This window comes from Sinomicrobium weinanense, from assembly GCF_018863395.1.
Classification (GTDB): domain Bacteria; phylum Bacteroidota; class Bacteroidia; order Flavobacteriales; family Flavobacteriaceae; genus Sinomicrobium; species Sinomicrobium weinanense.
Genome location: NZ_JAHKRR010000003.1, coordinates 120,274 through 144,678, shown reverse-complemented (window position 1 = coordinate 144,678; position 24,405 = coordinate 120,274). Strand labels below are relative to the sequence as shown.

The following is a 24,405-nucleotide window of genomic DNA, read 5'->3' as shown; positions in this document are numbered from 1 at the left end:
TGAGGCTAATGCTCCGGAACATAATAGTTGAATGCCACTCACAAAGGAACTAGATGTAGTGGACTTTCATTGACGTGTAAACGGCTGTGAAGTCAGAGGCATTCGGAGTGCCTTCAGCATATACTTTGCAGAGCGGAGGAAACTGCCGGGCCCGGCCCCCCATATACAGCATTGAAAATACCAGTGGAAGGCTTATCCGTATTGGTGGAGGCATTACACTCAAAAAAGGCCGAGAAGCAATCGGAGCCCTGGATATTGCCTGTACGTTTTATTCACCCGGTCTACCTTTACTGTTTTAATGTTTACGGTGAATTATTCTTCGACGGATGTCCTTTATGATCCATTCGTTCTTTTGTTGTACAGGGTAAGCGGTGTAGATAATCCTGTGTTCGCCGGAAACCATCTGCAACTGCAATTTCAAGTTACCGTTTTCCCGTTGCAACCGCCAGGCCCCGATGTGTGGCGTTCCGCTGCTGTCCGTAAATATGTTTGATGGAATTAATTCCGAAGCAAGCTGGCGATAGTCTGCTTCATTTTCTCGTGCCTGTAAAGCCCGAAGAAGCACTTGCTTTATGGCATTCAGATCGGGAAACTGGCTATTTTGGGTCATATCGTCCATTTGCCTTTTAGCTTTATCCTTTCGCTTATTTTTCTTTTTCAGTTTTTTGACAACCCGTTTTTCAAAGATTTTAAGGGTTTCTTCCGGGGTATGTTTTTTATGGGGTGGTGTATAGATAAATTGTTTTTTTCGGAACCCTTTTGGTTTGGGGTCGTAAAGATGAGTTTTAACCAGGGTCAAGGTACTTTGGGCATCGTCCCCGCTGATTTGGATATAGGCAAAGGCACTCCTGTAATGAATGGTGTCCTGTGGGCCCGTAGTCCCAGGGTCTAACAACAGGGCCAGGGTGTCCGTCTTTCCACGGGAGTGGAAGACATTGGTCTCGCTGTTAAAATCGATGGAAAAAAAAGGTTTTATACGGTTCATTTCCTTTATCTGCAATTCGTTGATCCGGGCAATTAACTCGTTTCGTGAATAGTTGAAATAATATGTCTTGTCCATTGTATAAGTACGCTTGGTCACCGGGGCCCGGGAAGTAGATACAAATGCCAGTGGCGCCAGGACAAGAAGCCCGTTTACCGCCCATTTTTTGAGGTGGTACTGTTTTTCTGACGAAAACACATACCAGGAGAGGACAATGGCGGGCAGGGTAAAATAATCGCTGTAATCCACAGTACGGGATACAGGGATGCCCGAACCGTTGAGGAAACCGATCAGCGGTTCTACTATAGGCGTTTTCCAGACAATGAACAATATGGCCGTAATCCAATGTATCGGTGTTTTATATTTTGAGTGTAAGGCGCTAAAAAAATAGGCAAATGCAAACAGCCCGGCCACGTCCGACAGTTTTCCCGTAAAGGCATTGCCAAGAGTGGATTTCAGCACCCAATCGTTGAGGATCAACAACGCCAGGGAAAGGATAAAGAGGGGGTTTGCTAATTTATACAGGTGGTTCATTTACTATTTTTTAGCCCACCCACCTGGTTGGAACGGGCAGGTTGGAAAAAATTTAAAGGAGTGAAATAAACATCCTTCAAATTTAATGAAATAAACGGTAAACAAAATGTGTCACACCTCATTAACTTTAACTTCGTTTTTTATATTTGAAGAACTTTTAAAAGAACTATGTCCGATCTTCCCATCAAAAAGCTAAAAGATATCAGGCATCTGCTGCCTGCCGATTGCTGGTTTGCCCAATGTAACGAGGCAACAGGTGAATTTAATGAGGATAAGGTGGCTCACCTGGTCGGTAACCGGGAACTGGAAACCCTGGACCTCGATTTTTTTGAACGTGAAGATGAGGATGTACCTGTACTAGTACTGGTGGAAGGCAATCTGCAAATCCGGAATATCCATAACCGGGAAACGGATGGTGCTGCGGGCCTCATCGTACTGGGCGATCTGGCTGCCGAAAATATAGTTGTGGGCGGACAGGAAATTTACGTAACAGGAAATCTCAATGTAAGTGGCTTGTATTGGGGTGATTATAACCACGGCAGCCTTGTGGTACAAGGAACCATAGGTATAAACGTTTTTTTAAGCACGGACTATGATTTTGATCATCGGCGGTTTCAGGAGGGGGATCGTGTGAATGTTACACATTTTCTCTGGGACGATCGGGAAGATGAATTTGACCGGGATCGGCTCGTTGCCCTGTTTGAACCTAATTGCCTGTTGGACGAAGGAGAACTCGTGGATGACCCCTACAGCTTTAAGGATTGGCTGAACCCTACGGAAATATTGGAGAGGCTCGACTCCGGAGAACAGGTACTGCTCAAAAATCCCCGGGAATATAACAAGGAGGGAAAAGACATCCCCTTTGTCTTTGAAAGCCCGGAGTTCAATGACCGAAACCTGCAACGTCTTCGCAAGTCGCCCCTCTTCCTGGATCATATCCCCTCCGATGCCGAAGACCGTACCCAGGTCGTAGAGTACTGGCGTAATCATAACTTTAAACGGGTACTGGTCACAAAAGACAGGCCCGGAAGCGAAGTGGTGTATTTTCAAAAAGGAGACCAAGCCCTTGTTATAGCGTACGAGGAGCAAAAACCGGGCTTTTTGAGGAGATTTGCCGGGAATTCCCCCGCTTTGCAGATTACGATACAGTGCCGCACCATAATAAGAGGACAGAAGCCCCAATGGTATGATTACAATCCGGAACTGCCCGAACACCAAAAATTCAAATCACTAACCCAACCGATGTGGGAAGACCTGCTCAACGAATGGAGTGAAATGGAATACTGGTGCCTGAAATTCCGGGAAACCGTTACTTTGGAAAAAGCGGAGGATATACTGGCGTTGCCATTGGTAAGGGAAAAGTACAGTGATTATTATAACGAAGATGCCGATCAGCTTTGGTTCGGTAACGCTAACTGGCAGTTTCGCCAGGCCGACAATTCCTGGGGGCGTTGTCCGCGGATCAGTATCCTAAGGCAAATACATTTTGAAGGAGATGAAGGCTATGACGAAAAAACGGCTTTTGAATTTTTCCATTACGATCTGAAAACCCTGGAGAACGGCGTTACGGCGGTCATACTTTGCACACAGGGTGCCAATGGTTACGACAGCGAGCCTTACCGGGTTCCCCCTGCCGAAACTGAAAAATACCGCAAAGCGATACGTTATTTTCAACAACTGGAAGAACGTATTTTCCGTTTGAACGATACCTATACGATTCAACAATGAACTTTATTAAGGAAAACAAGCTCGAGCTGCATTTGAAGTTGGGCAGAAAGCTGGCCCGGTTTGTAAAAACGGACCTGTATTTCAACTCCCGGACTTTCGACTGGTTAAAGTTGGAAAAAACGGAAGACCAATATAAGGCCGCACTCATCAGGAGCTTTGATGGTCGATTGCGATACCTTATCGGTCCGGCCGTTACAACCAGGAACAGCTAAAAAAGGACTACCGCTAGTATTTGATATATGTTCAGCCCCGTTTTTTACAAGCTGTTTTTTGATGATCTTCTTAGCGCTTTCCGGTGTCATCTTTTTAAATTTTATACCCCGGAAAAAGGTATGTAACTATTTACAGCACCATCCTCACATTAATTTAAGATAATCCGTAGTTCCATACCAGTATACCGGAATACTGATCAAAAGGGTAAAGACTATGGCCAGAAACAGGGCATAACGGCTTCCCGCAACTTTAAGAAAAAGAAACAGCCGTATAAGCGAATGTGCGATAAATAGTGCTAATGAAGCCAATTCTTCCCCCGGTTCATACCTGGCCAGCATCATAAACAACCAGAAAATGAATAACAGAAAAAGATATTCTGCGGCTATGACTATACCTCTCAATATACGGTTCTTAATAAAGAGTAACGGGATATAAAGCAGGAAGCCGGAAAATATCCAGGCAAGGCTCCAATCCAGATCGGCATTAGTAGAGGTTAAAAGGATGACGGTTAGTGCTGAAGCCACTATAACAGTATAGAAATAGGGGTTGAGTGCGTTTTGGTTTTTCATAAGATTACGTTTGTTCCTGAATAAAAACCAGGTCTCAGGGCCGCCATATTTTGAGCGGGCCTTTTCAGGATACCGTTTATCGTTTTAACGATATCTTTTCGAGGGGGATCTCCAGGGTGTCACGGAGATCCATCCGCGGTTTCCATTTTATATCTACCGGTTTGTATCCTTTTTTTTCAATACGCACTTTCATACGTGGCCCGGTAGGGAAACCGTTAACGATCTGGAAGGATTGAAACCATCCCAGGCTATCTGTTTGCGGCGGGCGGATAAGCCCGTAAGGCCCAGCATTAACCTTCAGGTCCCTTTTTTTATTATACCGCCTGTATTCCGCCCCGGGAACGGGCTGCCCTGTTGCGGCATCTACCACATAACCCTGCCGGTTTTGCATACTATCGCAGGAAATTAATCCGAACAACAACCCCGGTAGTATCTGCCACAAGCCTGCCCGGCCTGCTGTTTTCAGCAATGCGGATATGGATGATATACGTCTGAAGTTCGTCTTCAATATTAGTGTTTTTTGCCCGGGGCTTTATGTTTTTCCGATATGGACAAGGCTTTTATAAGCCATTCCCGATCTACAAATATAAATTTCATGTAGGAGAAAGAAGTCGTTGTTTTCAGGGATTTTCAGGGGCCTTTATTCAAAAATAGCAGTGATGCGTTAATTTTTAGCCCGCTTTTAAGTACTGTAAGTTGTACGCCGGGAAAAGCTGAATGTGCTTGCAGGATGAAATTATCGGTGCTAAAATTCTATTATTGCGTAAACAAACCTTCCATTCTTCGGTATTCGTCAGTGCTTAATTCCTGTTTTAGTTCTTCTAGAAAGTCCAGCGCAGTTGCCCTTTGAGGGTATTTATGTTCCTCAAGAAAGGTTTTGAGAATTTTGTTCAATCGTTGTTCGCCTATTTCCCGGGAAAGTTTTACCATCACAATAGCGCCTTTGGAATAGGAGATATGAGTGTTTTCAGGCGTTACTTTAAAGAGTGGCTGCTCTTCATAAAATCCTTTTTCTGATCGGTAAATCTGTTCGTGGATTCTCAGCCGTTTATTCATTTCCTTTTCGCCATATTTTTCTTTGCATATCATCATCTCGGTATACATAGCCAGTGTTTCCGTGAGCATGGTAGCACCTTCCCGGTCGTCGGGCGAAATCCGGTTGTTGCCCCACCAAAAATGGGAAAGCTCGTGCGCGGCCAGTTCATTGATAACGTCTTGTCCTTTGTCGGCATCAACATTGGTGTGAAAGGCCATATTTTCGGTCATAAAAATTGCCGATGGATAAGCTGTTGCACTAAATCCGGCCGTAAAGGACGAAACCTCTGCAAACGATACCGACCTGAAGGGGTAGCTCCCGAAATTTTCAATACAGTAATCCAGCGATTGTTTGGCATTTTCAATCAACCGGTTCACGTTTTCAAAATGAGAAGGAAGGTAAAACACATTGACTTCATGGCCTTTATGGATAGTTTTTTTAACGGCATAGTTCGCTGAAGACACCGCAAACCGGAACGGAATATTTTCAGCACTGTACTGAAAATAATGCCGGTCGCCTTTTTTCCATTGCCTGATCAATTCCCCGGTCCCAATGGCAGTTTGCCCGGATGTTGTGGAAATGGTCATATCCAAATCGATAAAATCCCGGGGATTGGTTTTCGGGGCTTCCAGTTTTTTAATTCCGGTTGCCTTGCCCAGTCCGAATTCGGCCCTTTTGTCTTTTTTATCGTCCGTAATTTCATTTCCTGCCTGATATCCAATTGCCGGATAATAGCGGCTTATGCGCATAAAAGAGCCGTTTTCGACAATGACATTCGCCGGGTTGTGACCATTTACCGGATGCCATTGGTAACGTAACGAAAAACCTAAAGCAGCCTCATCGCCGGGAGCCAATGGAGTGGAGAGCTTCAAAACTTCCACCTTCTTTTTCAATTCGGTCGGTTTGTTCCGGAACGTAAAAACCGCCTTTTCAAGTTGAAGGGCTTCCTCAAAGTTGAAAAGGATATTTTCAACCGGTCGCCCGGTCAGGTTTTTTAAGGAATAGGTTCCATGAAGGGTGTAAGCATTTTCAGAAGGGTATAGGTCTATTCGGGTTTTAACCGCTATAATCGTTGGCTGCGGAAAGTCTTGATACTTTCGGTATTTTTTTTCATAGGTAGCGGATTTCAGGAATTGGATGTTTTCGCCTTTCGCCAAATAGCCTTTTTGGAAGCTATTGCCACTAATGAAAACAAGTGCCAGGGTAATTAAACCCAATATAATTTTGCCAAGATTGAACTGTTTTCTTTTCAGATAATCAAAAACCAACCAGAAAATTATCAGCATACCCAAACCAAACAAAAGACGATAAATAAAGCTGCCCATATAAATCCCGTACCCCAAAAAATCGCTATACGCACCATGGTAACCTGACAAAAACCGGAGCAGTGAAAATTCAATAAATGTTTTGGAAAGCGGAGTGGCGAATATTGCAGCAAAAACAACCGAAACCGCCAGTGCCGTATATTTTTTCTTTAACAATGCGTTCAACAAAACAAGGAATCCCGACAAGAGTATCAGTGGCAAGGTGTTAAAAACCAATACACCCCCATAAGCCATTCCGTCAAGACGGGGATAGTTGAATATCCATTGAAATATAAGACCTTCCAAAATCAGCAATAGTGAAAAAACAAGCAGGAGAGCAGAAATGCTCAACCAATGCGATACGGTTTTTACAAAGAAAAAGTAAGTTGCATTTTCTACCGGCGAAAAATTTGAAGTACGGCTACGCCAGTAAAGTTCGTTAATAAGGTAAACCGACAGAAACACGCCGGGCAGATAAAAATTCTTGTTGATGGTTTGTGCCATTAGCCCTGAACTTGCATAATGTTGGGGAAAGCGGATGCCCTGGTCAATGGCGGCATAGATTTCCATTCCCACATAAAACAGCAAAAGCAGGCAGATAGCATAAAAAACAATGCTTTTAAAAGCATAAACCAAATCCATTTTTACAAACGAAAGGATACTTTTTATTCTATTGATTTTCCGATGGTTTTGACAAACGGTTATGGGGCTTGCAGTCAGGGAATTAAAATCCGTATACGGTGAAACCCGGATTTTTTTGCCTTTTCCGGGCCGTTTATTTCTCAAACGGAATGAAAAAGATCTTACCGAAAGAGCCAGGAATAACAATGAAAAAAACAGGACTATTAACCTGTTAGCCAGAAATACGCCTGAAAGCGGCACTAAAGAGCTATTGCGTTCTGCAACCGTGAAATCCCTGGCCTGGAAAAAATAGGCCGACAGGCCAAAGGGGTCCGTCAGCGCCGAGATTTTTTGGGCAGCATTCGATTGGGGCAAAGCCCCCACCATAAAAGGCGATCCGGAATAGATCAACATTACCATATACAAAACGTACAGCAATAATCCACCGATGATCACCGCCATTTTATTTCGGGTAAATATGCCCAAAAAGAACAAGATGCTGCAGACAATCAGGCAATTAATAACGCCCAGAACGATAAGCGGATAGAGGTAATAAGAAAAATAAAAATCGGGGTTTATCCCGGCGCCGGTCCGTAAATTTTGTCCGATGACAAAACCAATAACCATGCACAAAAAACACAGAAAGGTTAATGTGAAAAATGACAGGAACCTCCCTGAAATAAATGAGTTCTCTTTGACAGGCAAAGAAAAGATCATCAGGTCAAAACGGGCATCCCTCTCCCTGAACAGTAATTGTCCGGCGAGAATAGTGGCTATAAAAACGAGAGACAGGCTTAAAAAACCCAACATAAATCCCGCAGTGTAGGCGCTGTTCAGGAAAACACCTTCCCCAACGGTAAGATTAAATTGGTAACCCGCAAAAATACCGGCTCCCGTCAACAGCAACAGCACAATATAACAGACAGGTTTTCCGAAAGACCTGATGTCGAAAAGCAAGATCGGGATCATTGTGCCGGATTTGTATTAAGTTGATGAAAATAAATGTGTTCCAATGTTGCAGGGGCCCGGGTAAAACCTTCCGGTTGTTGTTCGGAAAAAATGTTTACCCGGATCTCTCCCTGCCTAAACTCATAATTGATAAAATGATCTCCGGCTTTATACTCCTTAAATTCGGCCTGGGTTACGGCCTTTTGCCAAACTTTATTTTCAATACCTCTCATTAATTCCGAAGGTGCACCCATGCAGAGTAACATTCCGTTTTTGATGATCGCCATTTGAGCGCAAAGGTTTTTTACATCCTCTACCAAATGGGTGGAAAGAATAACGATCCTGTTTATGCTAATTTCACTTAGCAACAGGTTCAGGCGGTTTCGTTCTTCGGGGTCGAGCCCCGCGGTAGGTTCGTCCACGATAATGATCTTTGGATTACCCAGAAGTGCCTGGGCAACGCCGAAACGTTGTTTCATCCCACCCGAAAAAGTATGGACTTCCCGGTTTCGTTGATTATATAGGTTGACCCTATTCAGTAATTCGTTGATTTGCACTTTCCTTTCGTTTTTGCTGGTGATACCTTTTAAGATCGCCAAGTGGTTGAGCAGATCGCGGGCTGAAACTTTAGGATATACCCCGAAATCCTGCGGAAGAAACCCCAGGTGTCTTTTTATGGATAAGGGATTTTTCAGGACATCTTCGCCGTTAAACAATATTTCGCCGTCATCGGCTTTTTGCAGACCGGCAATGGTTTTCATCAACGATGATTTTCCTGCACCATTCGGACCCAACAGCCCAAACATTCCATTCCCGATTTCCAATGAGATATTATGAATGGCTTTCACACCGTTCGGGTAGGTTTTAATTAGGTTGGAAATGCTTAATATGTTCATTTTTCGTCTTCTTTATATTCCAGAATATCGCCGGGTTGGCACTCCAAAACCTTGCAGATGGCTTCGAGTGTTTCAAAGCGGACGCCTTTTGCCTTTCCGGTTTTTAAAATGGAAAGGTTCACCGTGGTAATCCCGATTTTTTCTGCCAATTCCTTGCTTTGCATTTTGCGCTTGGCCAATATCACGTCTAAATTGATTACTATCGCCATAATTAGATAAATAAGTCCTGTTCGTTTTGTAACCCAATACCCTGATTGAAAATCGCCGCAAGGAAATAGATGAATATCCCGAGGAAGAAATGCACCACAACTAACGCAAGGATAAAATCTTCAATAGGAACAAAGAAACTGCCGATTACGGTTGCCAAAGCAGGTGCTACAAGGTTAAACCCAAAAAATCGCTTTAAGTGAACTACATTTCGGGCCGTAAACAATACGGGTTTAAGGAAAACCCGGAATACGTTTGATGACATCCAGAAGAAAATGCTGTACAACCCCAGGGGAAGCAGAAGCGAAAATATGATATACAGCGTATTGTTTTCTGCTATAAGGAATGGCTTTGTGGTAAACGGATAGAAAATATGCAACAAATTTTTATCAAATATGCTTGTCCGGATCCCGGTTACAATGCAGAATGCTGCATACAAGGTGGTGATTGAATATCCTATGGCCAGCACCAGGCTGATAATGTAGAGTGTTTTAGCTATGATTTTTGTTCGTCTCATTTTAATTCCATTTAGAAAATTAATGTTACAAATATATAAATTAAAATAAAACGATAATTATTGAAATCTAAAATAGACGGAATAGCTTTGAGTTGCATGACCAATAGCCCAAAAGCCTTCAGTTTTAGTAGCCTTCGGGGAGGTGATTTCTTAAGGTTTATGGTGATGTTGAAGTTGGCCGCGCAGTAAAGTACCGGGAAAACCTTTATCCAATTCTTAACGGAAAAGGAAAATAAATGAAACAGGAAGCCGTTAAAAATACATGCGTACAACGATAAAACCTCTTTATAAAAACGGCTTAAAATTTTTATGGACCCTGACCGCCCTGGTCACCGTGGTTGTCCTTTCCGGTTTCACGAACAACAAGGCTCCCCGACAAAGCATTACCCTGGAGGTTACGGCCATGGCCTATAATTCTGTTAACAGCCAGACCAAAAGAGGAGACCCTACCTTAACCGCCTGGGGAGATAAGCTAAAGCCGGGGATGAAATCGATTGCTGTTTCGCACGATTTGATAAAGATGGGCCTTGGCCACAATACAAAAGTTAAAATTGAAGGCCTGGCCGGCGTTTATGTAGTGAAAGACAAGATGAACAAACGCTGGAAGAAAAAAATAGACATCTATATGGGGCAGGACGTAAAAGCCGCCCGTAAATGGGGAAGACGAAAAGTGACCATCACTTTTACCCCCTAACCATTAAGAGAAGGGTTATCAGGGTGGGGATGTGGTGCCCGGCTGAGCTGCAAACTTCGCAGAGCAGGCTTTATTACTTTGTTTCGTTGATTGTCATAAATTAAAAAATAGCTGATAAGAGCGGCATGTATGATGGGGGCTGTAAAGGGAGCACTCGTTTCCGTTGCACTCAAACGAGCGCCAGGTTTAAGCAAAAACGCTCAATTTTAGTGGTTCAGCCCGCATTACACTTATACAAGGTTATAGCCAATTATTTATTCTTTACTTTTTCGATTTTACCTACCATTTTTTTCGCATTCCCTTTGGTACCGCCTAGCGCTATGGCCTTTTTATAATTGGATAATGCCAAATCGAATTGTTTGTCTCTAAAATATGCCTCGCCTAAACTATCATAGGCATAGGGTTCTTTGGGAAATTCTTTTGCCAGAAGTTTAAAAATCTTAATAGCGTCTTTAATCTGGTTTTTTTCAATCAATTTATATCCAACTCTGGCTAATTCAGAGGGGTTTGAAAAATTATAGTCGTCCGGAAATTGATTTTTTAATTCGTAATAATAGCGGATTCCTTCATCCACGTTGTCATAACATTTTTCTCGTATCGTTAAATAAACGGACTTCTTAGGCATTTCAAATGGTTTGTCCTGTATAATATTTTCAATGGCACCGGCAATTTCTCCGAGTTTAAAGTTTTTGTTATTAGTTGTCATTGTTATGGATAGCCCCAATGTTGAATTAGAATATATCAACGCCTCATAATTGTATGATGACCCTTGATGGTAATGTGTTATAACTTGATTGTCCTTTAATTCACAACGACCTAATGAGGATTGCTTCCCTTGAAAATTAGTATGGGCAAGAACAAAAAGTGATTCTTTCGATATTATTTTACCACGATGCAGGGAAATCAAATATTTATGCAAATCGTTATTTGAGATGTATATCCAGCCGGTAATTGGACTTCTTTCTGATTTATCATTTTGGTTTTCATTATTAAATGCCTTAACCAGATGTTTGTTGCTTGGATCCGGGTCAAAAACAGCACTTTTAAGTTCTAACGGTTTTATAATATTTTCAGTTACGAAATCCTCAAATTTTTGACCTGAAACTTTTTCTATTATTAGTCGCTGTAAAAAAATACTGTTGTTATTATAATTGTAGCCCGTTCCTGGCTCAAAGTCTAGTTTTTGTAGTGATTTTAAACGATTATAAACATTCTCGTTATGATGTGAATTTTCATAATCGATTCCGGGCAATCCTGACGAGTAGGACAAAAGATGCTTAATTTTTAGTTGTTTAGACCATTCAGGTAATCCAAGATTAAATTTATAAATTGAATCGTTAATGTCAAGAAGCTGCTTTTCGGCTAAAATCATTATAGAAATCGCATTGAATTCTTTTGCAATTGAGCCAATGCTATAAATAGAAGAGTCATCTATTTTTTCGGAACCCGAACCATCTGTATAGCCGAAGGATTTGTTATAAACAGTTGTGTCTTTTACTGAAACTATTGCATTGCCATTGAAAACTCCAATATTGTGGCAATTTGATATAAGCGAATCAATAGTTTTGTAATGTTTGTATAAGTTTTTAACCTCTTGTTTTTGTTGTGCTTTACAACTTGTATATAATATAGAAAGGATGAATAAAGAGAGAAATTTAATTTTTGTATTCATAATTTTTTAATATTTCTTTCTTTAAGGACGAATAAAACTCTTGAATGTTACATTTTCATAACGGGCGGCAACGGTAAAGTATATTTTTAGGGAAGCCTGCAGTTACCGCCGTATTTTCCTGTTTTTGGCGGTTTGTTTTTTTTCTTACAACCGGCAATAAGTAGGGCCATGGTAATATGATGGTTTTTGCGAGATGTGGGGCAACGGTATTGCTATTTTCTTTTTATCGTTAACATTTCATTCCCGTTCTTCTGAAATTCATACGGAACGCTTTCTATGTTTACCATATAATCCCTTTTAAAATACGCAATCAGTTTATCTAACAGTTCTGTTTTTTTCGCATCGAGGTCCAGTACCGGGAATATCCTGATTTCTTTCGCTACTCTCAGCATCTCTGTAATGGAAGAAACATGAAAATCAAATCCGAGTTGAGCATATAAGATCAGGAAATGTGAGCTTAAACCCAAATCAAAAGACAGATCTTCAAAACCTGTTTTGTCTGGCAATTCGTGACTTATATACCTGCCCGACCTCTTTCCATGCTCAAAATCCTGAAGGAACCCGGTCATGGCAGAAATACGGATCTGTTCCAGTTCCCGGATGTTTTTGATTTTCGTCCATACGAAATTATCAAGGTTCTCCTTAGTCTGTTGAATAATTATGTCTTTGGTTTCCTCAATTCTTTGCTTTAGGTCTTTTTCTGAAAACCGATAAATAGGGTCAACCGAAACAACACTTTTATTTTGTTCGGTCATTTCAGTGTTAAAACTTGCGGGGCCATCTCCAAAACTGATAATTCTACCATTCAGGTCCGATTCAGTCAGGTTAAACATTTCTTTATATTCTTCTAAATTTCGTCCCCAGGGGACCGTGTTTTTTAATTCAAATGCCATTATTTTTTCCTTTTTAGCAGGTGTGTTTCTATAAACAACAAAAACGTCAGGGGGGACAAACGCTCTTTGCTTATTTTATTGAAGCAATTACGTAATCTTCTATTATTTTCCGGGCCTGCTCGCCTTCAACATATTCACTTCCGTAAGCGCTGCCTGTGAGGATCATTACTATATCGAGTTCCGGGATCACAACAATTTTATTTCCCCCGTTCCCGGAGGCCTCGAAACCTTTAACTGTTTTGTTTTTGTAACGATAGTCCTTTATCCACCACAAATAGCCATAGTCTCCGTCCTCGTTTGTTTCTATTTGTTTGGATGTGCTTTCCCGTATCCAGTCTTTCGGGATGATTTGTTTTCCCTGCCACTCCCCTTTATTGAGATACAGGAGGCCAAACCGGGCCAGGTCTCTCGGTCTTAGTACATTTCCACCTCCTGCAAATTCGTAATGCGGCGGTTTGGGGACTACAAACCATTCATTTTTCATTATTCCTATGTTGTGAAACAGGTATTTATCTGCAAAACCTTTTAAACTCACTCCGGATCGTCTCCGGATAATTTCTCCTAAAAGATTAGCCCCGCCCGAACAGTATGAAAAAACCTCCCCGTTGGCCCTGATCATGGGTAGGTTTAAAGTAAAAGCAAAATCGTCGGGGACATCCGGGAAATGCATGGTATTTCCCGGTGATCCTGCGTCCCAGTCATCGCAAGCCCATCCTGCCGTCATGGTCAGTAAGTGACGGATCCGGATTTTTTCCTTTTCAGGGCTTTGCTCTTTAATCTTATAGTCCTTAAAGTACCCCGTAACCGGTTCGTTTTTGCCTGTTATATACCTTTTTTCGATGGCTATCCCTACCAGGGCGGAAGTTATGCTTTTTCCAACGGAAGTAACATCGTGCAGGCTATCTGCCGTAGACCCGTTAAAATACTCCTCGAACGCTATTTTTCCATTCTTAACTACTACTAATGCATCTACTCCATATAGTGTAGAGTCTTTGATATCTGCTATGAATTTGTTTAATACGTTTTTATCAAGGCCGAGTTTTTCGGGTGATTCGGTTTTCCATGTAAAAGCAGGAATGCTTTCTATTCTTTTTTGTTTGCAAGCGCCAACAAGTATTAAAAGGAAAAACAAACCCAGGTTTATTACTTTGTTTCGTTGTATTGTCATAATTAAAAAATAGCTGATAAGAGCGGCATGTATGATGGGGCTGTAAAGGGGGCACTCGTTTCCGTTGCACTCAAACGAGCACCAGGGATGCCGTAATTATTTTTTTACTGTTATTATAATCTTATCATCTGCCCTATTCGAAGATTTATCAATTGCTGTAAAAGTCAGTTCAAAATCTCCTTCCACAGATGGCATTCCGGATAATTTCATTTGGTCACTATTAAAATTAAGCCAGTCAAACTGATTTTGGTTAACGCTGTAAGTCAATGATGTATCATCGATGTCTTTAAAGTAATCTTTTGGAACGGATATTTCGAATTTCTCTCCGACCTGAACTGTTATATCAGAAAGTGAATTATAAACAAATGGTTTAAACAGTTTTGAAGTATTAACCCAATATATATCTGATTCGGTTAATCCTTTTTCGCCGATTTGCAGTCGCGTAAAAAATAAAAATTTATTGTCAATACTTACAAATGGTCTTCTGTCCCAATCTTTTGAATTTATTGCCGGATCTATTAGTTGAGGTTCAACCCACCTATTATTAATATCACGATAACTAATATATAAATCCATCCAGGTTTCATTGTCTGTATATCTACAAAAAATGATGTATTCTTCCTTTGGGGAAATAAACACACTTTCTTCATCATTCGATGAATTAAGTTCCGAAATCACTTCAATATTTTGTTGTTCGTTATCCATTGGTTTTGAATAAAATAAATCAGCAGTGTAGCAATTTTCTTTTCCCTCACAATTTCTATTAGATGAAAAATAAATTGTACCATCATAGGTCATACAAGCGTTAGCTTCCCTACTTGTTGAACTTAATGGAGCCTGTATTATTTTTGATGAATTCCAATCATCATTTACCTTTTCAACCATCCAAATATCAGTATACCCATTGTCCGTATCGGGTTTACTTTGAGCATATAATAAGGATTTTCCATTCGGTGAAAAATATGGAAGATATACACATTTATTTTTTAAGGGTTCAAAGACTATCGGTCTTGTCCAATTCGTATTGACCTTTTTGGAATAGTATATTTCTCCACTATTGTCATCCTTGTTCAGGATTCCAAATGCTAATTCTTTTCCATCAAGCGAAAAAGATAATCCATGTTCTAATCTGCCTTCTATTGATATTGTGCCGGGAGCAAAAATAACAGGAACAGACCCCGGGGGAGTTTGACCAAAATAATCAATGGAGTCCATTTTATCAGTACAGCCAATCAGTCCGAAAATGAAAATAAGTGAAAGGAATTTTTTAATCATTAATGTTTCAATTTTGCAGTGTCTGTATTTATGGTGCCTCTGCTGACGCCCGTTTCCGCAGGGCTCAAACGAGGACCAGTTTGGGGTGCCGTTTACTCGACTGGCCGTTCGTTTTTTACTAAATCCATTAAATCTGTATGCGTTTTAAAAGTAACTTTAAAATCATCCAGGTTTACTCCTGTGTTTTCCAGAATAATTAAATGAATTTCAGTTTGAGGATAAAAATAATTGGCAGAAGGAAAACCTGGTACATAGCCAAATGCTCCTATTTGAACACTTTGTTCTCCGGTTTTAAAGAGTAACCCATAGCCATATTCTATTTTATCAAATATCGGGTGGATCCTCGTTGCATATGGTGTCTTCATTAAATCTAAGGTGCTTGTTTTTACCAATTTTCCTGAGTGCAACAGTTTATTCCATTTCAGTAAATCCTCCACATTTGATATAAATCCTCCTGCCGCTATGTACTTTACGGGATTACCTTCGGCAATCAGCAACTTTCCTGTTTCGTTTTCTTCATATCCTTTTACCAAATTTGAATAATTTTTCTTGACCGGATAACAGGTATTAATCAGGTTGTATGCTTTAAAAAATACTGTTGCTATTTCTTCAAATGATTTTTCTTTTATTTTTTCAAGTATTTGAGCCAGCAATCCAAATCCTATTTGAGAGTATTGAAACTGTGTTCCGGGCTCAAATTCCAATGCCTTATTAAGGTCAACAATACCATGTGTATGGGTTAATAAATGGTGTATAGTTATTTCATCTGCCCACGGTTGATTTATTTCAGGCAAGTATTTGTTTAGTTTATCTGTTAAATGAAGAGTACCATTTTCGTATTCCCGGAGAACCAATACGGCTGTAATTTGCTTGCTTATGGAACCAATATAAAATTGGTCAGTAATATTTAGTTTGATTTTATTTTCTAAGTCAGAATATCCGAATGCTTTTTCATAGTGTATGACGGAATCTTTTGCCAACAGAATTACCCCATTGAAGTTATTAACTTCGGCTATCGAATCTATTTTTGACGATATCGGACTAATATTTTCACTTTCTGGTGTTTTTACCGCTTTGCAAGAAATTGTTAGAAGTATTATTGCAAGTCCAAAAATGTTTAATTTCATTCGGGTTATTCGGTTTTTTAATAATGCTCAACACATAAATATACACAATTCCTCCGTTCGGTGATTAAAAGACGGGGGTACGATGTAGTTACCATGTCTAAAGGTTATTCCATGGTTTTCAGTATACGCTTTATTTTGTATGTGAGATATTGTAAACACCGCAGCACCCTCAGTGTGCATTTTGTGGAGCAGGGTTTAAATTAATTATACGCTGCAAACATTTAAAGCCGGTTGCGGTTTCCGGCCCTTAATTCACCTGCGATATTGACGGATTAAAGAAGGCTTAATTTTCCTTGTATTTATAATCTTTATGTCCTGTTTGCCATAGGGCAAAAGCAATTAAATCTGCTATCGTTGCAAACTGTTTGGCTTTAGAATCTCCGACTCCATGTCCCGACTCAAAATCAATATCGAAAAGAATAGGATTGCCAGAGGCATTAGCTGCCTGCAAACGCGCTGCAAATTTTGCCGGATCCCAGGCTACAACCCTGGGGTCATTCATTCCGGCAGTGATGATAGTTGCCGGATAGTGCTCACCGTCTTTGATATGATGATATGAATCCATTTCCAGAAGGGCCTTAAATTCTTCGGGGTCTTTCACCGTACCAAACTCTTTTACATTGTTCGGGCCATTAGGTTGAGTTTCCGAACGAATCATATTCATAGACCCTACCTGGATGATCACGGCCCCGAACAAGTCGGGACGTTCCGTCATGGCTCTACCTACAAGTATTCCTCCGGCACTTCCGCTCCATATGACTGAACGTTCCTTGGCAGTATATCCTTCCTTAATCATATATTCCGTGCAGGCGATAAGATCTTTCCATGAATTAGGTTTAGTGGTTTTAAATCCGCCTTTATGCCAGGTTTCTCCTTTTTCACCTCCCCCACGTACATGAGGAACAGCAAAAATACCACCCCTGGCTACCCAAGGGTATAAATTGTTATATATGGCGGGATTCATGGAAAAGCCATAAGAGCCATACCCGAAATACAATACCCGGTTATTTCCGTCTTTCTTTATCCCTTTCCTGTAGATTAATGATAGTGGAACTTCTTCTCCATCATGGGATTGAACAATTAACTCCTCAACCACAAGATTCTTCAATCCCGGGAGTGAAACTCCTTTTACAAGATCAGCTTTAGTGAAAATATTCTGAGAAATATCATATTTATACCTGTTTCCATTACTTGTCCATCCTTTTGTGGTTATCCATAAATCGGGATATGAGGTCCCTTTGGAAGTAATGGTTAAACTCCCCGAGGCTTCTGGTAGATCAATCGGAATATTTTCCCCTTTATTATATTTATAGAGGGAGGCTTCGATACCGTTTTTTGTTGTACTGTAAAAAATCCCTTTTGAAGTGACTTCGAAATCGGTGATCACTTCCATTTTTTTTTCCGGGACAAGAATCCGGGGATGATCAAAATCCGGATTGGGGAGAGTTGTTTTACAAATCCTGAAGTTTGGGGCGTTCTTTGATGTCCGATAGATGAGGGAGTCCCCTTTTATCACCGGGAGTTTTATTTGCCGATCTGCCTGGTATAATAAAGACCATTGTGGTTGAAACGAATTTTTACCTGAAGGAATGGGAGCATAATATGTATCACTATACGAAGAGGCCCCGCCAAACCAGCCAAGCATGTATTTATCATTTCGGTTTCTGATATAAACGATAGGGAAATCTTCAGCTTTAGCATGAAAATCAGGAGAAAATTTTGAAGAAAATAATACGTTCAGGTTTTTGGGGTCGTCGCCTATTTTATATAAAACCGACTTTGTATTGATGAGAAAATCCTTGGATTTAGGGTCGATTACGGGAAGATGTACATATAAAAAACCCGAGTTATCCGGTAACCAGCTAATTCCGCCTAATTCGGCAGGCCAGCAATGATCTATAATCAAATCCTTTCTTTCCCCTGTAGATACATCAAGGATAACCATTTGAGAGATTTCCTCGCCTTTTTTGGAAAGACTGACGACAATTTGATTCCCGTCCCAGTCCGGTTGAATGTAATTGATAATATATTCTATTTTGGAATCCGGGTCAAATTCCGCGGGATCAAAAAGCAGTACTTCTTTTTTATTGAAACCTTTCCTGTAATATAATCGGGACACATTATCATCTGTCTCTCTTTTGAGGTAAAAATGCTTATTGTTCCCTGTGATTTTTAACTGTGTAATCTTTGCGGCCAGCATATGGTCCACTTCCTCTTGCAAAGCTATAAGGCTTTCCTTTCCAGGTATTTTTTCAAGTTCTGAGGACGTATAAGCTCCTTGTTGTTTCAACCAATTCAGAACTACGGTATCCTTGAGGTCTTCCATATATCTGTATGGATCTTCTATATCCAAACCGTGATATGTGTCAATGACCAGTTTTACAGGGGCCAAGGCTGCTTTTTTTTGCTGGGCAGAGGAAACAAAAAAACAAAAAAACAAAATCGTATTAAAAATGGCGGCAAGGGGCTTTGTCATAAAGTATTAATATAAAGTTCAGATGATTTTTCTAAACAAGGCCGGTTTGGTTAAATCCAAACCGGCCGTTCAGCATTCAAAGTTCTTCAAAAATACGATTAATTCCCAATTGTCGGAAACATGGTGCGGTTGGTGTTTTGGTCCGGCTCATCACCTCCCTTGATTTGCTCTGCATTGGACAATGAAGCAATACGGGTTTTGATAAAGGACAATTTCTTTTGAGGTTGAATTTGTTTTCTACGTGCTTTCATAAAATGTATATGTTATAAGTTCAATTAAGTTCCGGGATAAATTTAGTTAATATGTCCCTGAAAAGGGGTTTATTCAGTTAAAGTGATGGTGTAAATTCTGGAATTGATGGCCAAAATTCCGGAATTTGTACCATGTTTTTTTTATATAAAGCATTTGGTTATACACTTTTACTTGATCTTACCTCTCTTTTTTCCAGGTGTTGGATAAAATAGGAGGGATGAATCCCGGTTTTTTTATAAAATAACTTGGAGAACGATTGTGTACTATTAAACCCGACTTCCCGGGCAATGGCCTGGATGGAATATTTTCGAAAAGACAAGTCAGATTTTAGTCTTTCAATGGCATAATCAATTCTTAAATCGTTTATATAAGAAGTAAAGTTTTTTTGCTCATAGAATTTTATAACCGTAGTTAAATATTTTGGGTTGGTATCTATTGCTTTGGCCAAGTTGGTCAGGGATACATCATTATTTAAAAACCGTTTTTTCGCTACAAATTGCTTCAGTTTTTCCGTTATATTATTTAACGCTGTTTCCGAAATATTCAAGCCTTCGATGTTTTGTGTCTTAACTTTCCTGAATCCGGTTTTTCTTTTGGTAGAATTCTTCTTTAAAAGGTTCTCAAATTTTTTCTTATAAATTTGTTGTTTCCTATAGTAATTAAAGGCAAAAACACTGCTGAAAAGCACAACTCCTAACAAAATAAGCGTCCGGATCCTGGACGTTTGTTGTCTGTCCTGTAATGTGTAGATGAGCTCGTCTTTTTCTAAAAGTAGTCGGGGTGTATCATACTTTTGTATAATATGTTTGGTCAGGTATTGGGAATTACTGATAAGAACACTGTCCAGATGTAAAAGCCCTTCGATATATTGTAACCGGCTTTTTGCATCTTCTTCCCTTTTAAAGTAATCTATCATAAATTCGTAGGCTTCCCTTACTTCCGGGAAAACAGTGTTATGATGTTGTACCATAGAATCTACTTTGGCAAAATACCGGGCGGCAATTTCCTTTTTATTCTGGTCCTGGAATATTTTTCCCAAATAGAGGTATCCCACTGTGGCATTATTAATATCTCCTATTTTCAATAAAGTATCTATGGCTCTTTGAATACTGTCTTTTGCAGTAAGATGTTTTTTCTGGTAGTAGGCAGTGATACCACCGGATTGGGTAAAGTAGATGGGGTTAAGAGCTTTTTTATCCTTTTGGGCCAAAGCCATTCCTTTTTTATTGATAGCCATAGCAGAATCGTATTCCTTATTTCGAATATAGGCATCCCCGAGTGCCATTAGACCGATAGTATAATTCTTAATATAGCTTTTATCTTTTTTGTACAATTCTTCGTTATGGGAAACATATTCTTTAAAAACCTGTAAGGCCTCTTCATATTCTCCAATATCATTTTTAATCAGACCGATCGAATATTTTACATTGAGTTGCTGATGAAGGTCATTATTGGCAATGGCCAACTGGTCTATTTTCAATAATTCGTCGAGAGCCATTTTATGTTTTCCCATATCCCGGAGTGTCCTCGCTTTTAAAAAGAGCCCTCTTATGAGGTGTTCATTATCGTTAAGAGTGGTAGCAATGGCAATAAGGCTGTCCGCATATTTTTCGGAAATCTCGGTTTTTGAGATTGCAGACATAAAGCCATATCCGTTTGCCTGTTTAGTCTTGTCCTTATCCAATTTTCCCTTTTCCAGATATACACTTGCATATACCCTGGCCTTTAGCGTATCATATCGATATTGGTAAAAGCTATCTTCAAGTTCTTCGTAACTTTTTTGAAACAGGGGATCAGGATCCGCTTCTCTCATAGGTTCCTGGCCATAAAAGGCGATAAGGTTAAAACACCAAATTAAAAGAAGGAAGGCCTTTAGGTTTGTCATGCTTGTAAAAATTAGAGAAAGGGCTATACTGCATTTTATGGAGAGGGGGGGAGCTAAATTAAGATTTTATTTTAAAAGAAATACTGTCCTACTACTTTTTGCGAGGGATTTTTCTTCCCTGTCTGCCGCAGTTTAACGAAAGGGGACCATAAATTCCGGAATTTGATCCACAATTCCGGAATATAGACGACCACTATTTGTGTTCCTGAATTTATCCTCTCATTTTTGATTTCGAAATTATTAGCGCTAATAGATGTGAAGTCTTGACACATTATCCGGGTTTAAGGCTTATTGTGATATTCTCATGTATTTAAAATTCCGGTTTTTGGATTTGCATGTGAGTTTGTAGCAAAAAACAGTAAAGTGGTTTAATCTAAATGATTAAAAAATAATAAAAGGACTACTATTTCTACTTGTCTAATCTTAACTTTTTGTATTAAATTTTATATGATGAAGAAAATACTTTTTTTATATTTAACCCGGTTTCAGAAACTGAACATGCTTTTCATATTTACCGGGATTTTGTCTTTGAATTCTTGTTCCGAGGAACCGGATTTAAGAACGGAAGACATGAATGCTGTAAAGCAGGAAGAAAATCTCGGATTTACCATTGAAAATGACAAGCTCCACTTTGAAAGCAAAGAGGGCATTAAAAATTTTATAGATCGTACTGACGAAATGGATTTTAATGCCCAGGTAAGGAAATTGCAATCCCGGGGATTTCGTCCGTTAACTCCGGTTTTTAAAGAAACGGAGACAGAAGCCTACAACAAATTTTTGATGCGGAAGCAGGAACGCCTGCATGAAAAGGGTCAGCTGTATTCCTCTAAAAACACGGATGATGAATTGAGTGTCCCTGAGGAATTGGATGAAGATGATGAACTTATTGCCGATCCGGCTTTTGCAGCTTTGCTAAATGAAGATCGGGCGATTTATGTTGGAGATGAATTATATGTTTTCACCACAGAGGGAGCTTATTTTTGTAAAATAGAGCATGAACAAAAACTTTATGACTATTTGAAAAAAAGGGGAAAGGCATTAAAAAACAAAATGGTTGCCAAAGAGCTGCCTTGTGATGCCTATCTGAAAGGGGAAAGCTCAACAGAATCCCGTGAAATGGTCACCCGGATCTCTGAGGACATAAGCCTCTATGCTGCTTGTGGTGGAGGTGGCGGCGGGTATTATCCTCCCGTTACCAGTCCCGATCCGGTGCCGGCCAAACTTCCGTATCAAATAAAACAAAACCTTGGATATTGTACGATAAGGTCCGAAAGTGTCTGGCAAAACATTTTTGGGGATGCCGAAACCTGCCACGATTATTTTGATAGCAAACGTCGGGTAAAAGTAAAATTCTGGAACCAGAACTATGCAGGATTATACTCTTCCATAGGTGTAATGACCAAATTTCAGAAAAAATACTGGTTGGGTTGGCAAAAATCAGATGCCGTAGACTATACAGAAATGGGGGTCAATTATGCAGAATACACATATTCGTTTAATGTTCCCATGGATGATCCTACGAAAGATTTTGGTATTATTGCCAAATACAAAGGAGTAACCTATAAGACAGATGGGACTACAGTACAGGATTATCCTGTAAGTACGCCTAACTGGCCATTCAGAAGTGAAGATAACTATCCGCTTAATCTGGAACTGTACCTGTTTGATAAAAAATTTGAAGGTATTAAAGGATCGGAATTGAACAAGGCTATCCGGGATTTGATTATGGATCAATTAAAGAGTAAGATTAACGGATTGGAAAAGGCTTTCCAGGACGAAAAAGTATCAATAAAAGCAACTATAGTAGATCCCTTTAAGAATGAGGCCAGGTTTGTGATCATCAACAAAGTGAAACAAAGTAGCGGGGGAAAAATAAGGACCACTTTTGACCAGAATTTTCTCTTGACTTTTAAATGGAAAGACAAGGTAATTGTAAATGACAATGGTGAAGCAGAGTATACCGATTCCTGGAGTTCCAAAGTCTTTGGTGCCAAATCGTATAAAAATGTAAATATTGACTTTTACGGTGTAGCCCGGAGAGATGGTAACAAATATAGAGGGAAGCAAATGGGATATGGCAAGTAACCATCGTAGCACTGAAATAGTATTTTATAATAAGAATATATATGAGAAATTTTTTGTTTGTATTAGCCATGCTTTCAGGTGTTATATGCAGTAATGCTCAGGAAACCAGCGTAGAAAAATCTGTTTTCGGAGTTCAAACAGGGGTTTTGGGTATTTGGGTTCACAATGAATCACGCCTGGCCTCCGAGTTGGTTTTGAGAAGTGAAATAGGTTTGGATGCAGGTATCTTTGAAGGTTCGTTTACGGAGACGGGCTTTGTTTTGGCCCCTACGTTAACTTTGGAACCACGGTATTACTACAACTTTAAAAAGAGATTTTCTGAAGGCAGGAATACTACAAACAACAGTGCCAATTTCCTTGCTTTAAAAATTAATTATTTGCCGGATTGGTTTACCATTTCCAATGTTGACCATGTGGAAGTTCTTGAAAATATTTCTTTTATCCCCAAGTGGGGAATTAAGAGAAGTATAGGAGATCATTGGACCTATGAAGCAGGTATTGGAATTGGTTACCGTCATTATTTTACCAAAAAACTGGGATATGAGTCTGATGAAAAGGAAGTTGCCGCAGACCTTCATTTAAGGATTGGATATACTTTTTAGCATATAGCTTATGAAGATTAAATATAAGTTGATCTTATCCTTGGTATTCTTTTGGTTAGGGACAACCATTATCCTTGGTCAAAGACTAACCCCTCCCCGGTTTTATGCCGGGTTTGAGGGGTTTAACCGCAATATCCTTTTTAAGGAAGAAGGTTATATAGGTTTTATGGCCGGTTCTGAGTTGTTTTCCTTTAAGTTTATAGCTCCCGAACTTGAGGTTGGGTATTATACCGGGACACTGGGCAAAAATGAGGAGGCAGGCCAGAATGCCTTACCACCGGGTTATGATGGTCCGGCCACTATATCCGGTTACACCTCCGGAGGTTTTCATGGTTGGAGTTTTAGTTTAACGCCCAAGTTGTTTTTTGGTGATGAAGATTTTCGATTCCTGATACTGCCAAAATATACTTTGGCCGGTACCAATGCCTATGCCAGTTATTATAAGCGTGACAGCACAGGAGGTTATTATGATCTTGTTGAACGGGATGACAGCCAGCAAACACAATCTTATTTTACGATAGGAATTGGTTTTGAAGGCCATATTTTTGAAACAGAAAAACTCTCCTTGGCATTTATAATTCAGTACAGCGGATGGAACATTCGGGAAATGTTTAAATCTCTGGATGTAAAAGGGCTCAATGAACGTCAACAAGGAACAAGGGCTATAGGCCTTGGGCTTCGATTATATTTTAATCCGTTTGTAAAGGATTAAAGGGACAGT

At 40.0% G+C, this 24,405-nt stretch carries 21 protein-coding genes; 6 read left to right on the top strand and 15 right to left on the bottom strand.

Annotated features, from left to right (window positions below):
• Window positions 1-295: 295 nt before the first annotated feature.
• Window positions 296-1,516: a hypothetical protein gene (locus KN811_RS10285; protein WP_187964232.1), complete on the bottom strand. Its 1,221-nt coding sequence runs from the start codon at window positions 1,514-1,516 to the stop codon at window positions 296-298.
• A 168-nt stretch (window positions 1,517-1,684) separates the two neighbouring features.
• Here KN811_RS10285 and KN811_RS10280 point away from each other — a divergent pair, with 168 nt between their 5' ends.
• Together KN811_RS10280 and KN811_RS10275 are read left to right on the top strand one after the other, a co-directional pair.
• Window positions 1,685-3,244 (top strand): hypothetical protein, encoded by a 1,560-nt coding sequence (locus KN811_RS10280; protein WP_187964233.1) that lies wholly within the window; start codon window positions 1,685-1,687, stop codon window positions 3,242-3,244.
• Window positions 3,241-3,456: a hypothetical protein gene (locus KN811_RS10275; protein WP_187964234.1), complete on the top strand. Its 216-nt coding sequence runs from the start codon at window positions 3,241-3,243 to the stop codon at window positions 3,454-3,456. The genes KN811_RS10280 and KN811_RS10275 overlap by 4 nt, the downstream gene beginning before the upstream one ends.
• A 144-nt stretch (window positions 3,457-3,600) precedes the next feature.
• Here KN811_RS10275 and KN811_RS10270 read toward each other — a convergent pair whose 3' ends face one another.
• The 6 genes from KN811_RS10270 to KN811_RS10245 form a co-directional block, all read right to left on the bottom strand.
• Window positions 3,601-4,026 (bottom strand): hypothetical protein, encoded by a 426-nt coding sequence (locus tag KN811_RS10270; RefSeq protein WP_187964235.1) that lies wholly within the window; start codon window positions 4,024-4,026, stop codon window positions 3,601-3,603.
• A gap of 76 nt (window positions 4,027-4,102) precedes the next feature.
• Entirely contained in the window at window positions 4,103-4,534 is a 432-nt protein-coding gene (locus tag KN811_RS10265) for a carboxypeptidase-like regulatory domain-containing protein (RefSeq protein ID WP_187964236.1), read from the bottom strand.
• A 248-nt stretch (window positions 4,535-4,782) separates the two neighbouring features.
• On the bottom strand, window positions 4,783-7,956 hold the full coding sequence (locus KN811_RS10260; protein ID WP_187964237.1) for a M1 family aminopeptidase: 3,174 nt from the start codon (window positions 7,954-7,956) through the stop codon (window positions 4,783-4,785).
• Window positions 7,953-8,831: an ABC transporter ATP-binding protein gene (locus KN811_RS10255; protein ID WP_187964238.1), complete on the bottom strand. Its 879-nt coding sequence runs from the start codon at window positions 8,829-8,831 to the stop codon at window positions 7,953-7,955. Before KN811_RS10255 ends, KN811_RS10260 begins: the two co-directional genes overlap by 4 nt.
• Window positions 8,828-9,040 (bottom strand): helix-turn-helix domain-containing protein, encoded by a 213-nt coding sequence (locus tag KN811_RS10250; protein ID WP_187964239.1) that lies wholly within the window; start codon window positions 9,038-9,040, stop codon window positions 8,828-8,830. Before KN811_RS10250 ends, KN811_RS10255 begins: the two co-directional genes overlap by 4 nt.
• A 2-nt stretch (window positions 9,041-9,042) precedes the next feature.
• Window positions 9,043-9,555: a DUF2975 domain-containing protein gene (locus tag KN811_RS10245; RefSeq protein WP_187964240.1), complete on the bottom strand. Its 513-nt coding sequence runs from the start codon at window positions 9,553-9,555 to the stop codon at window positions 9,043-9,045.
• A 403-nt stretch (window positions 9,556-9,958) separates the two neighbouring features.
• On the opposite strand from KN811_RS10245, the gene KN811_RS10240 reads away from it, so the two are divergent.
• Window positions 9,959-10,249 carry a 3D domain-containing protein gene (locus tag KN811_RS10240; RefSeq protein WP_216334832.1) on the top strand — a complete coding sequence of 97 codons (291 nt, stop codon included), beginning with the start codon at window positions 9,959-9,961 and terminating at the stop codon, window positions 10,247-10,249.
• Between the two features lie 250 nt (window positions 10,250-10,499).
• Here the strand turns inward: KN811_RS10240 and KN811_RS10235 are convergent, their stop codons facing one another.
• From KN811_RS10235 to KN811_RS10200, 8 genes are all read right to left on the bottom strand, one after another.
• Window positions 10,500-11,921, bottom strand: a complete 1,422-nt coding sequence (locus KN811_RS10235) for a serine hydrolase domain-containing protein (protein WP_187964241.1) — start codon at window positions 11,919-11,921, stop codon at window positions 10,500-10,502.
• A gap of 212 nt (window positions 11,922-12,133) precedes the next feature.
• Window positions 12,134-12,814: an SAM-dependent methyltransferase gene (locus tag KN811_RS10230; protein ID WP_187964242.1), complete on the bottom strand. Its 681-nt coding sequence runs from the start codon at window positions 12,812-12,814 to the stop codon at window positions 12,134-12,136.
• A 70-nt stretch (window positions 12,815-12,884) separates the two neighbouring features.
• Window positions 12,885-13,982 carry a serine hydrolase domain-containing protein gene (locus KN811_RS10225; protein WP_187964243.1) on the bottom strand — a complete coding sequence of 366 codons (1,098 nt, stop codon included), beginning with the start codon at window positions 13,980-13,982 and terminating at the stop codon, window positions 12,885-12,887.
• 96 nt (window positions 13,983-14,078) lie between these two features.
• Window positions 14,079-15,257: a putative Ig domain-containing protein gene (locus KN811_RS10220; protein WP_187964244.1), complete on the bottom strand. Its 1,179-nt coding sequence runs from the start codon at window positions 15,255-15,257 to the stop codon at window positions 14,079-14,081.
• A gap of 92 nt (window positions 15,258-15,349) precedes the next feature.
• The gene (locus KN811_RS10215) at window positions 15,350-16,384 is read right to left on the bottom strand and encodes a serine hydrolase domain-containing protein (RefSeq protein WP_187964245.1); all 1,035 of its coding nucleotides are present in this window, start codon (window positions 16,382-16,384) and stop codon (window positions 15,350-15,352) included.
• 283 nt (window positions 16,385-16,667) lie between these two features.
• A complete protein-coding gene (locus KN811_RS10210) occupies window positions 16,668-18,776 on the bottom strand; it encodes a prolyl oligopeptidase family serine peptidase (RefSeq protein ID WP_187964246.1) in 2,109 nt (702 codons plus the stop codon).
• A gap of 182 nt (window positions 18,777-18,958) precedes the next feature.
• Window positions 18,959-19,111, bottom strand: coding sequence for a hypothetical protein (locus KN811_RS10205; RefSeq protein WP_187964247.1), 153 nt, complete (start codon window positions 19,109-19,111; stop codon window positions 18,959-18,961).
• Between the two features lie 158 nt (window positions 19,112-19,269).
• Complete coding sequence (locus KN811_RS10200; RefSeq protein ID WP_187964248.1) at window positions 19,270-20,997, bottom strand: helix-turn-helix transcriptional regulator; 1,728 nt, start codon at window positions 20,995-20,997, stop codon at window positions 19,270-19,272.
• Window positions 20,998-21,567: 570 nt separating this feature from the next.
• Between KN811_RS10200 and KN811_RS10195 the strand changes: the two genes are divergently transcribed.
• From KN811_RS10195 to KN811_RS10185, 3 genes are read left to right on the top strand one after another with little or no spacing between them, the layout of a single operon-like run.
• On the top strand, window positions 21,568-23,082 hold the full coding sequence (locus tag KN811_RS10195) for a hypothetical protein (RefSeq protein WP_187964249.1): 1,515 nt from the start codon (window positions 21,568-21,570) through the stop codon (window positions 23,080-23,082).
• A 41-nt stretch (window positions 23,083-23,123) separates the two neighbouring features.
• Window positions 23,124-23,684 carry a hypothetical protein gene (locus KN811_RS10190; RefSeq protein WP_187964250.1) on the top strand — a complete coding sequence of 187 codons (561 nt, stop codon included), beginning with the start codon at window positions 23,124-23,126 and terminating at the stop codon, window positions 23,682-23,684.
• 10 nt (window positions 23,685-23,694) lie between these two features.
• Window positions 23,695-24,396, top strand: coding sequence for a hypothetical protein (locus tag KN811_RS10185; RefSeq protein ID WP_187964251.1), 702 nt, complete (start codon window positions 23,695-23,697; stop codon window positions 24,394-24,396).
• Window positions 24,397-24,405: the final 9 nt, after the last annotated feature.

What these genes read in the sequence shown, in the direction of transcription:
- KN811_RS10285 (WP_187964232.1), bottom strand. Translation starts at nt 1,516, where the DNA reads ATGAACCACCTGTATAAATTAGCAAACCCCCTCTTTATCCTTTCCCTG.
- KN811_RS10280 (WP_187964233.1), top strand. Translation starts at nt 1,685, where the DNA reads ATGTCCGATCTTCCCATCAAAAAGCTAAAAGATATCAGGCATCTGCTG.
- KN811_RS10275 (WP_187964234.1), top strand. Translation starts at nt 3,241, where the DNA reads ATGAACTTTATTAAGGAAAACAAGCTCGAGCTGCATTTGAAGTTGGGC.
- KN811_RS10270 (WP_187964235.1), bottom strand. Translation starts at nt 4,026, where the DNA reads ATGAAAAACCAAAACGCACTCAACCCCTATTTCTATACTGTTATAGTG.
- KN811_RS10260 (WP_187964237.1), bottom strand. Translation starts at nt 7,956, where the DNA reads ATGATCCCGATCTTGCTTTTCGACATCAGGTCTTTCGGAAAACCTGTC.
- KN811_RS10255 (WP_187964238.1), bottom strand. Translation starts at nt 8,831, where the DNA reads ATGAACATATTAAGCATTTCCAACCTAATTAAAACCTACCCGAACGGT.
- KN811_RS10250 (WP_187964239.1), bottom strand. Translation starts at nt 9,040, where the DNA reads ATGGCGATAGTAATCAATTTAGACGTGATATTGGCCAAGCGCAAAATG.
- KN811_RS10245 (WP_187964240.1), bottom strand. Translation starts at nt 9,555, where the DNA reads ATGAGACGAACAAAAATCATAGCTAAAACACTCTACATTATCAGCCTG.
- KN811_RS10240 (WP_216334832.1), top strand. Translation starts at nt 9,959, where the DNA reads ATGGCCTATAATTCTGTTAACAGCCAGACCAAAAGAGGAGACCCTACC.
- KN811_RS10235 (WP_187964241.1), bottom strand. Translation starts at nt 11,921, where the DNA reads ATGAATACAAAAATTAAATTTCTCTCTTTATTCATCCTTTCTATATTA.
- KN811_RS10230 (WP_187964242.1), bottom strand. Translation starts at nt 12,814, where the DNA reads ATGGCATTTGAATTAAAAAACACGGTCCCCTGGGGACGAAATTTAGAA.
- KN811_RS10225 (WP_187964243.1), bottom strand. Translation starts at nt 13,982, where the DNA reads ATGACAATACAACGAAACAAAGTAATAAACCTGGGTTTGTTTTTCCTT.
- KN811_RS10220 (WP_187964244.1), bottom strand. Translation starts at nt 15,257, where the DNA reads ATGATTAAAAAATTCCTTTCACTTATTTTCATTTTCGGACTGATTGGC.
- KN811_RS10215 (WP_187964245.1), bottom strand. Translation starts at nt 16,384, where the DNA reads ATGAAATTAAACATTTTTGGACTTGCAATAATACTTCTAACAATTTCT.
- KN811_RS10205 (WP_187964247.1), bottom strand. Translation starts at nt 19,111, where the DNA reads ATGAAAGCACGTAGAAAACAAATTCAACCTCAAAAGAAATTGTCCTTT.
- KN811_RS10200 (WP_187964248.1), bottom strand. Translation starts at nt 20,997, where the DNA reads ATGACAAACCTAAAGGCCTTCCTTCTTTTAATTTGGTGTTTTAACCTT.
- KN811_RS10195 (WP_187964249.1), top strand. Translation starts at nt 21,568, where the DNA reads ATGAATGCTGTAAAGCAGGAAGAAAATCTCGGATTTACCATTGAAAAT.
- KN811_RS10190 (WP_187964250.1), top strand. Translation starts at nt 23,124, where the DNA reads ATGAGAAATTTTTTGTTTGTATTAGCCATGCTTTCAGGTGTTATATGC.
- KN811_RS10185 (WP_187964251.1), top strand. Translation starts at nt 23,695, where the DNA reads ATGAAGATTAAATATAAGTTGATCTTATCCTTGGTATTCTTTTGGTTA.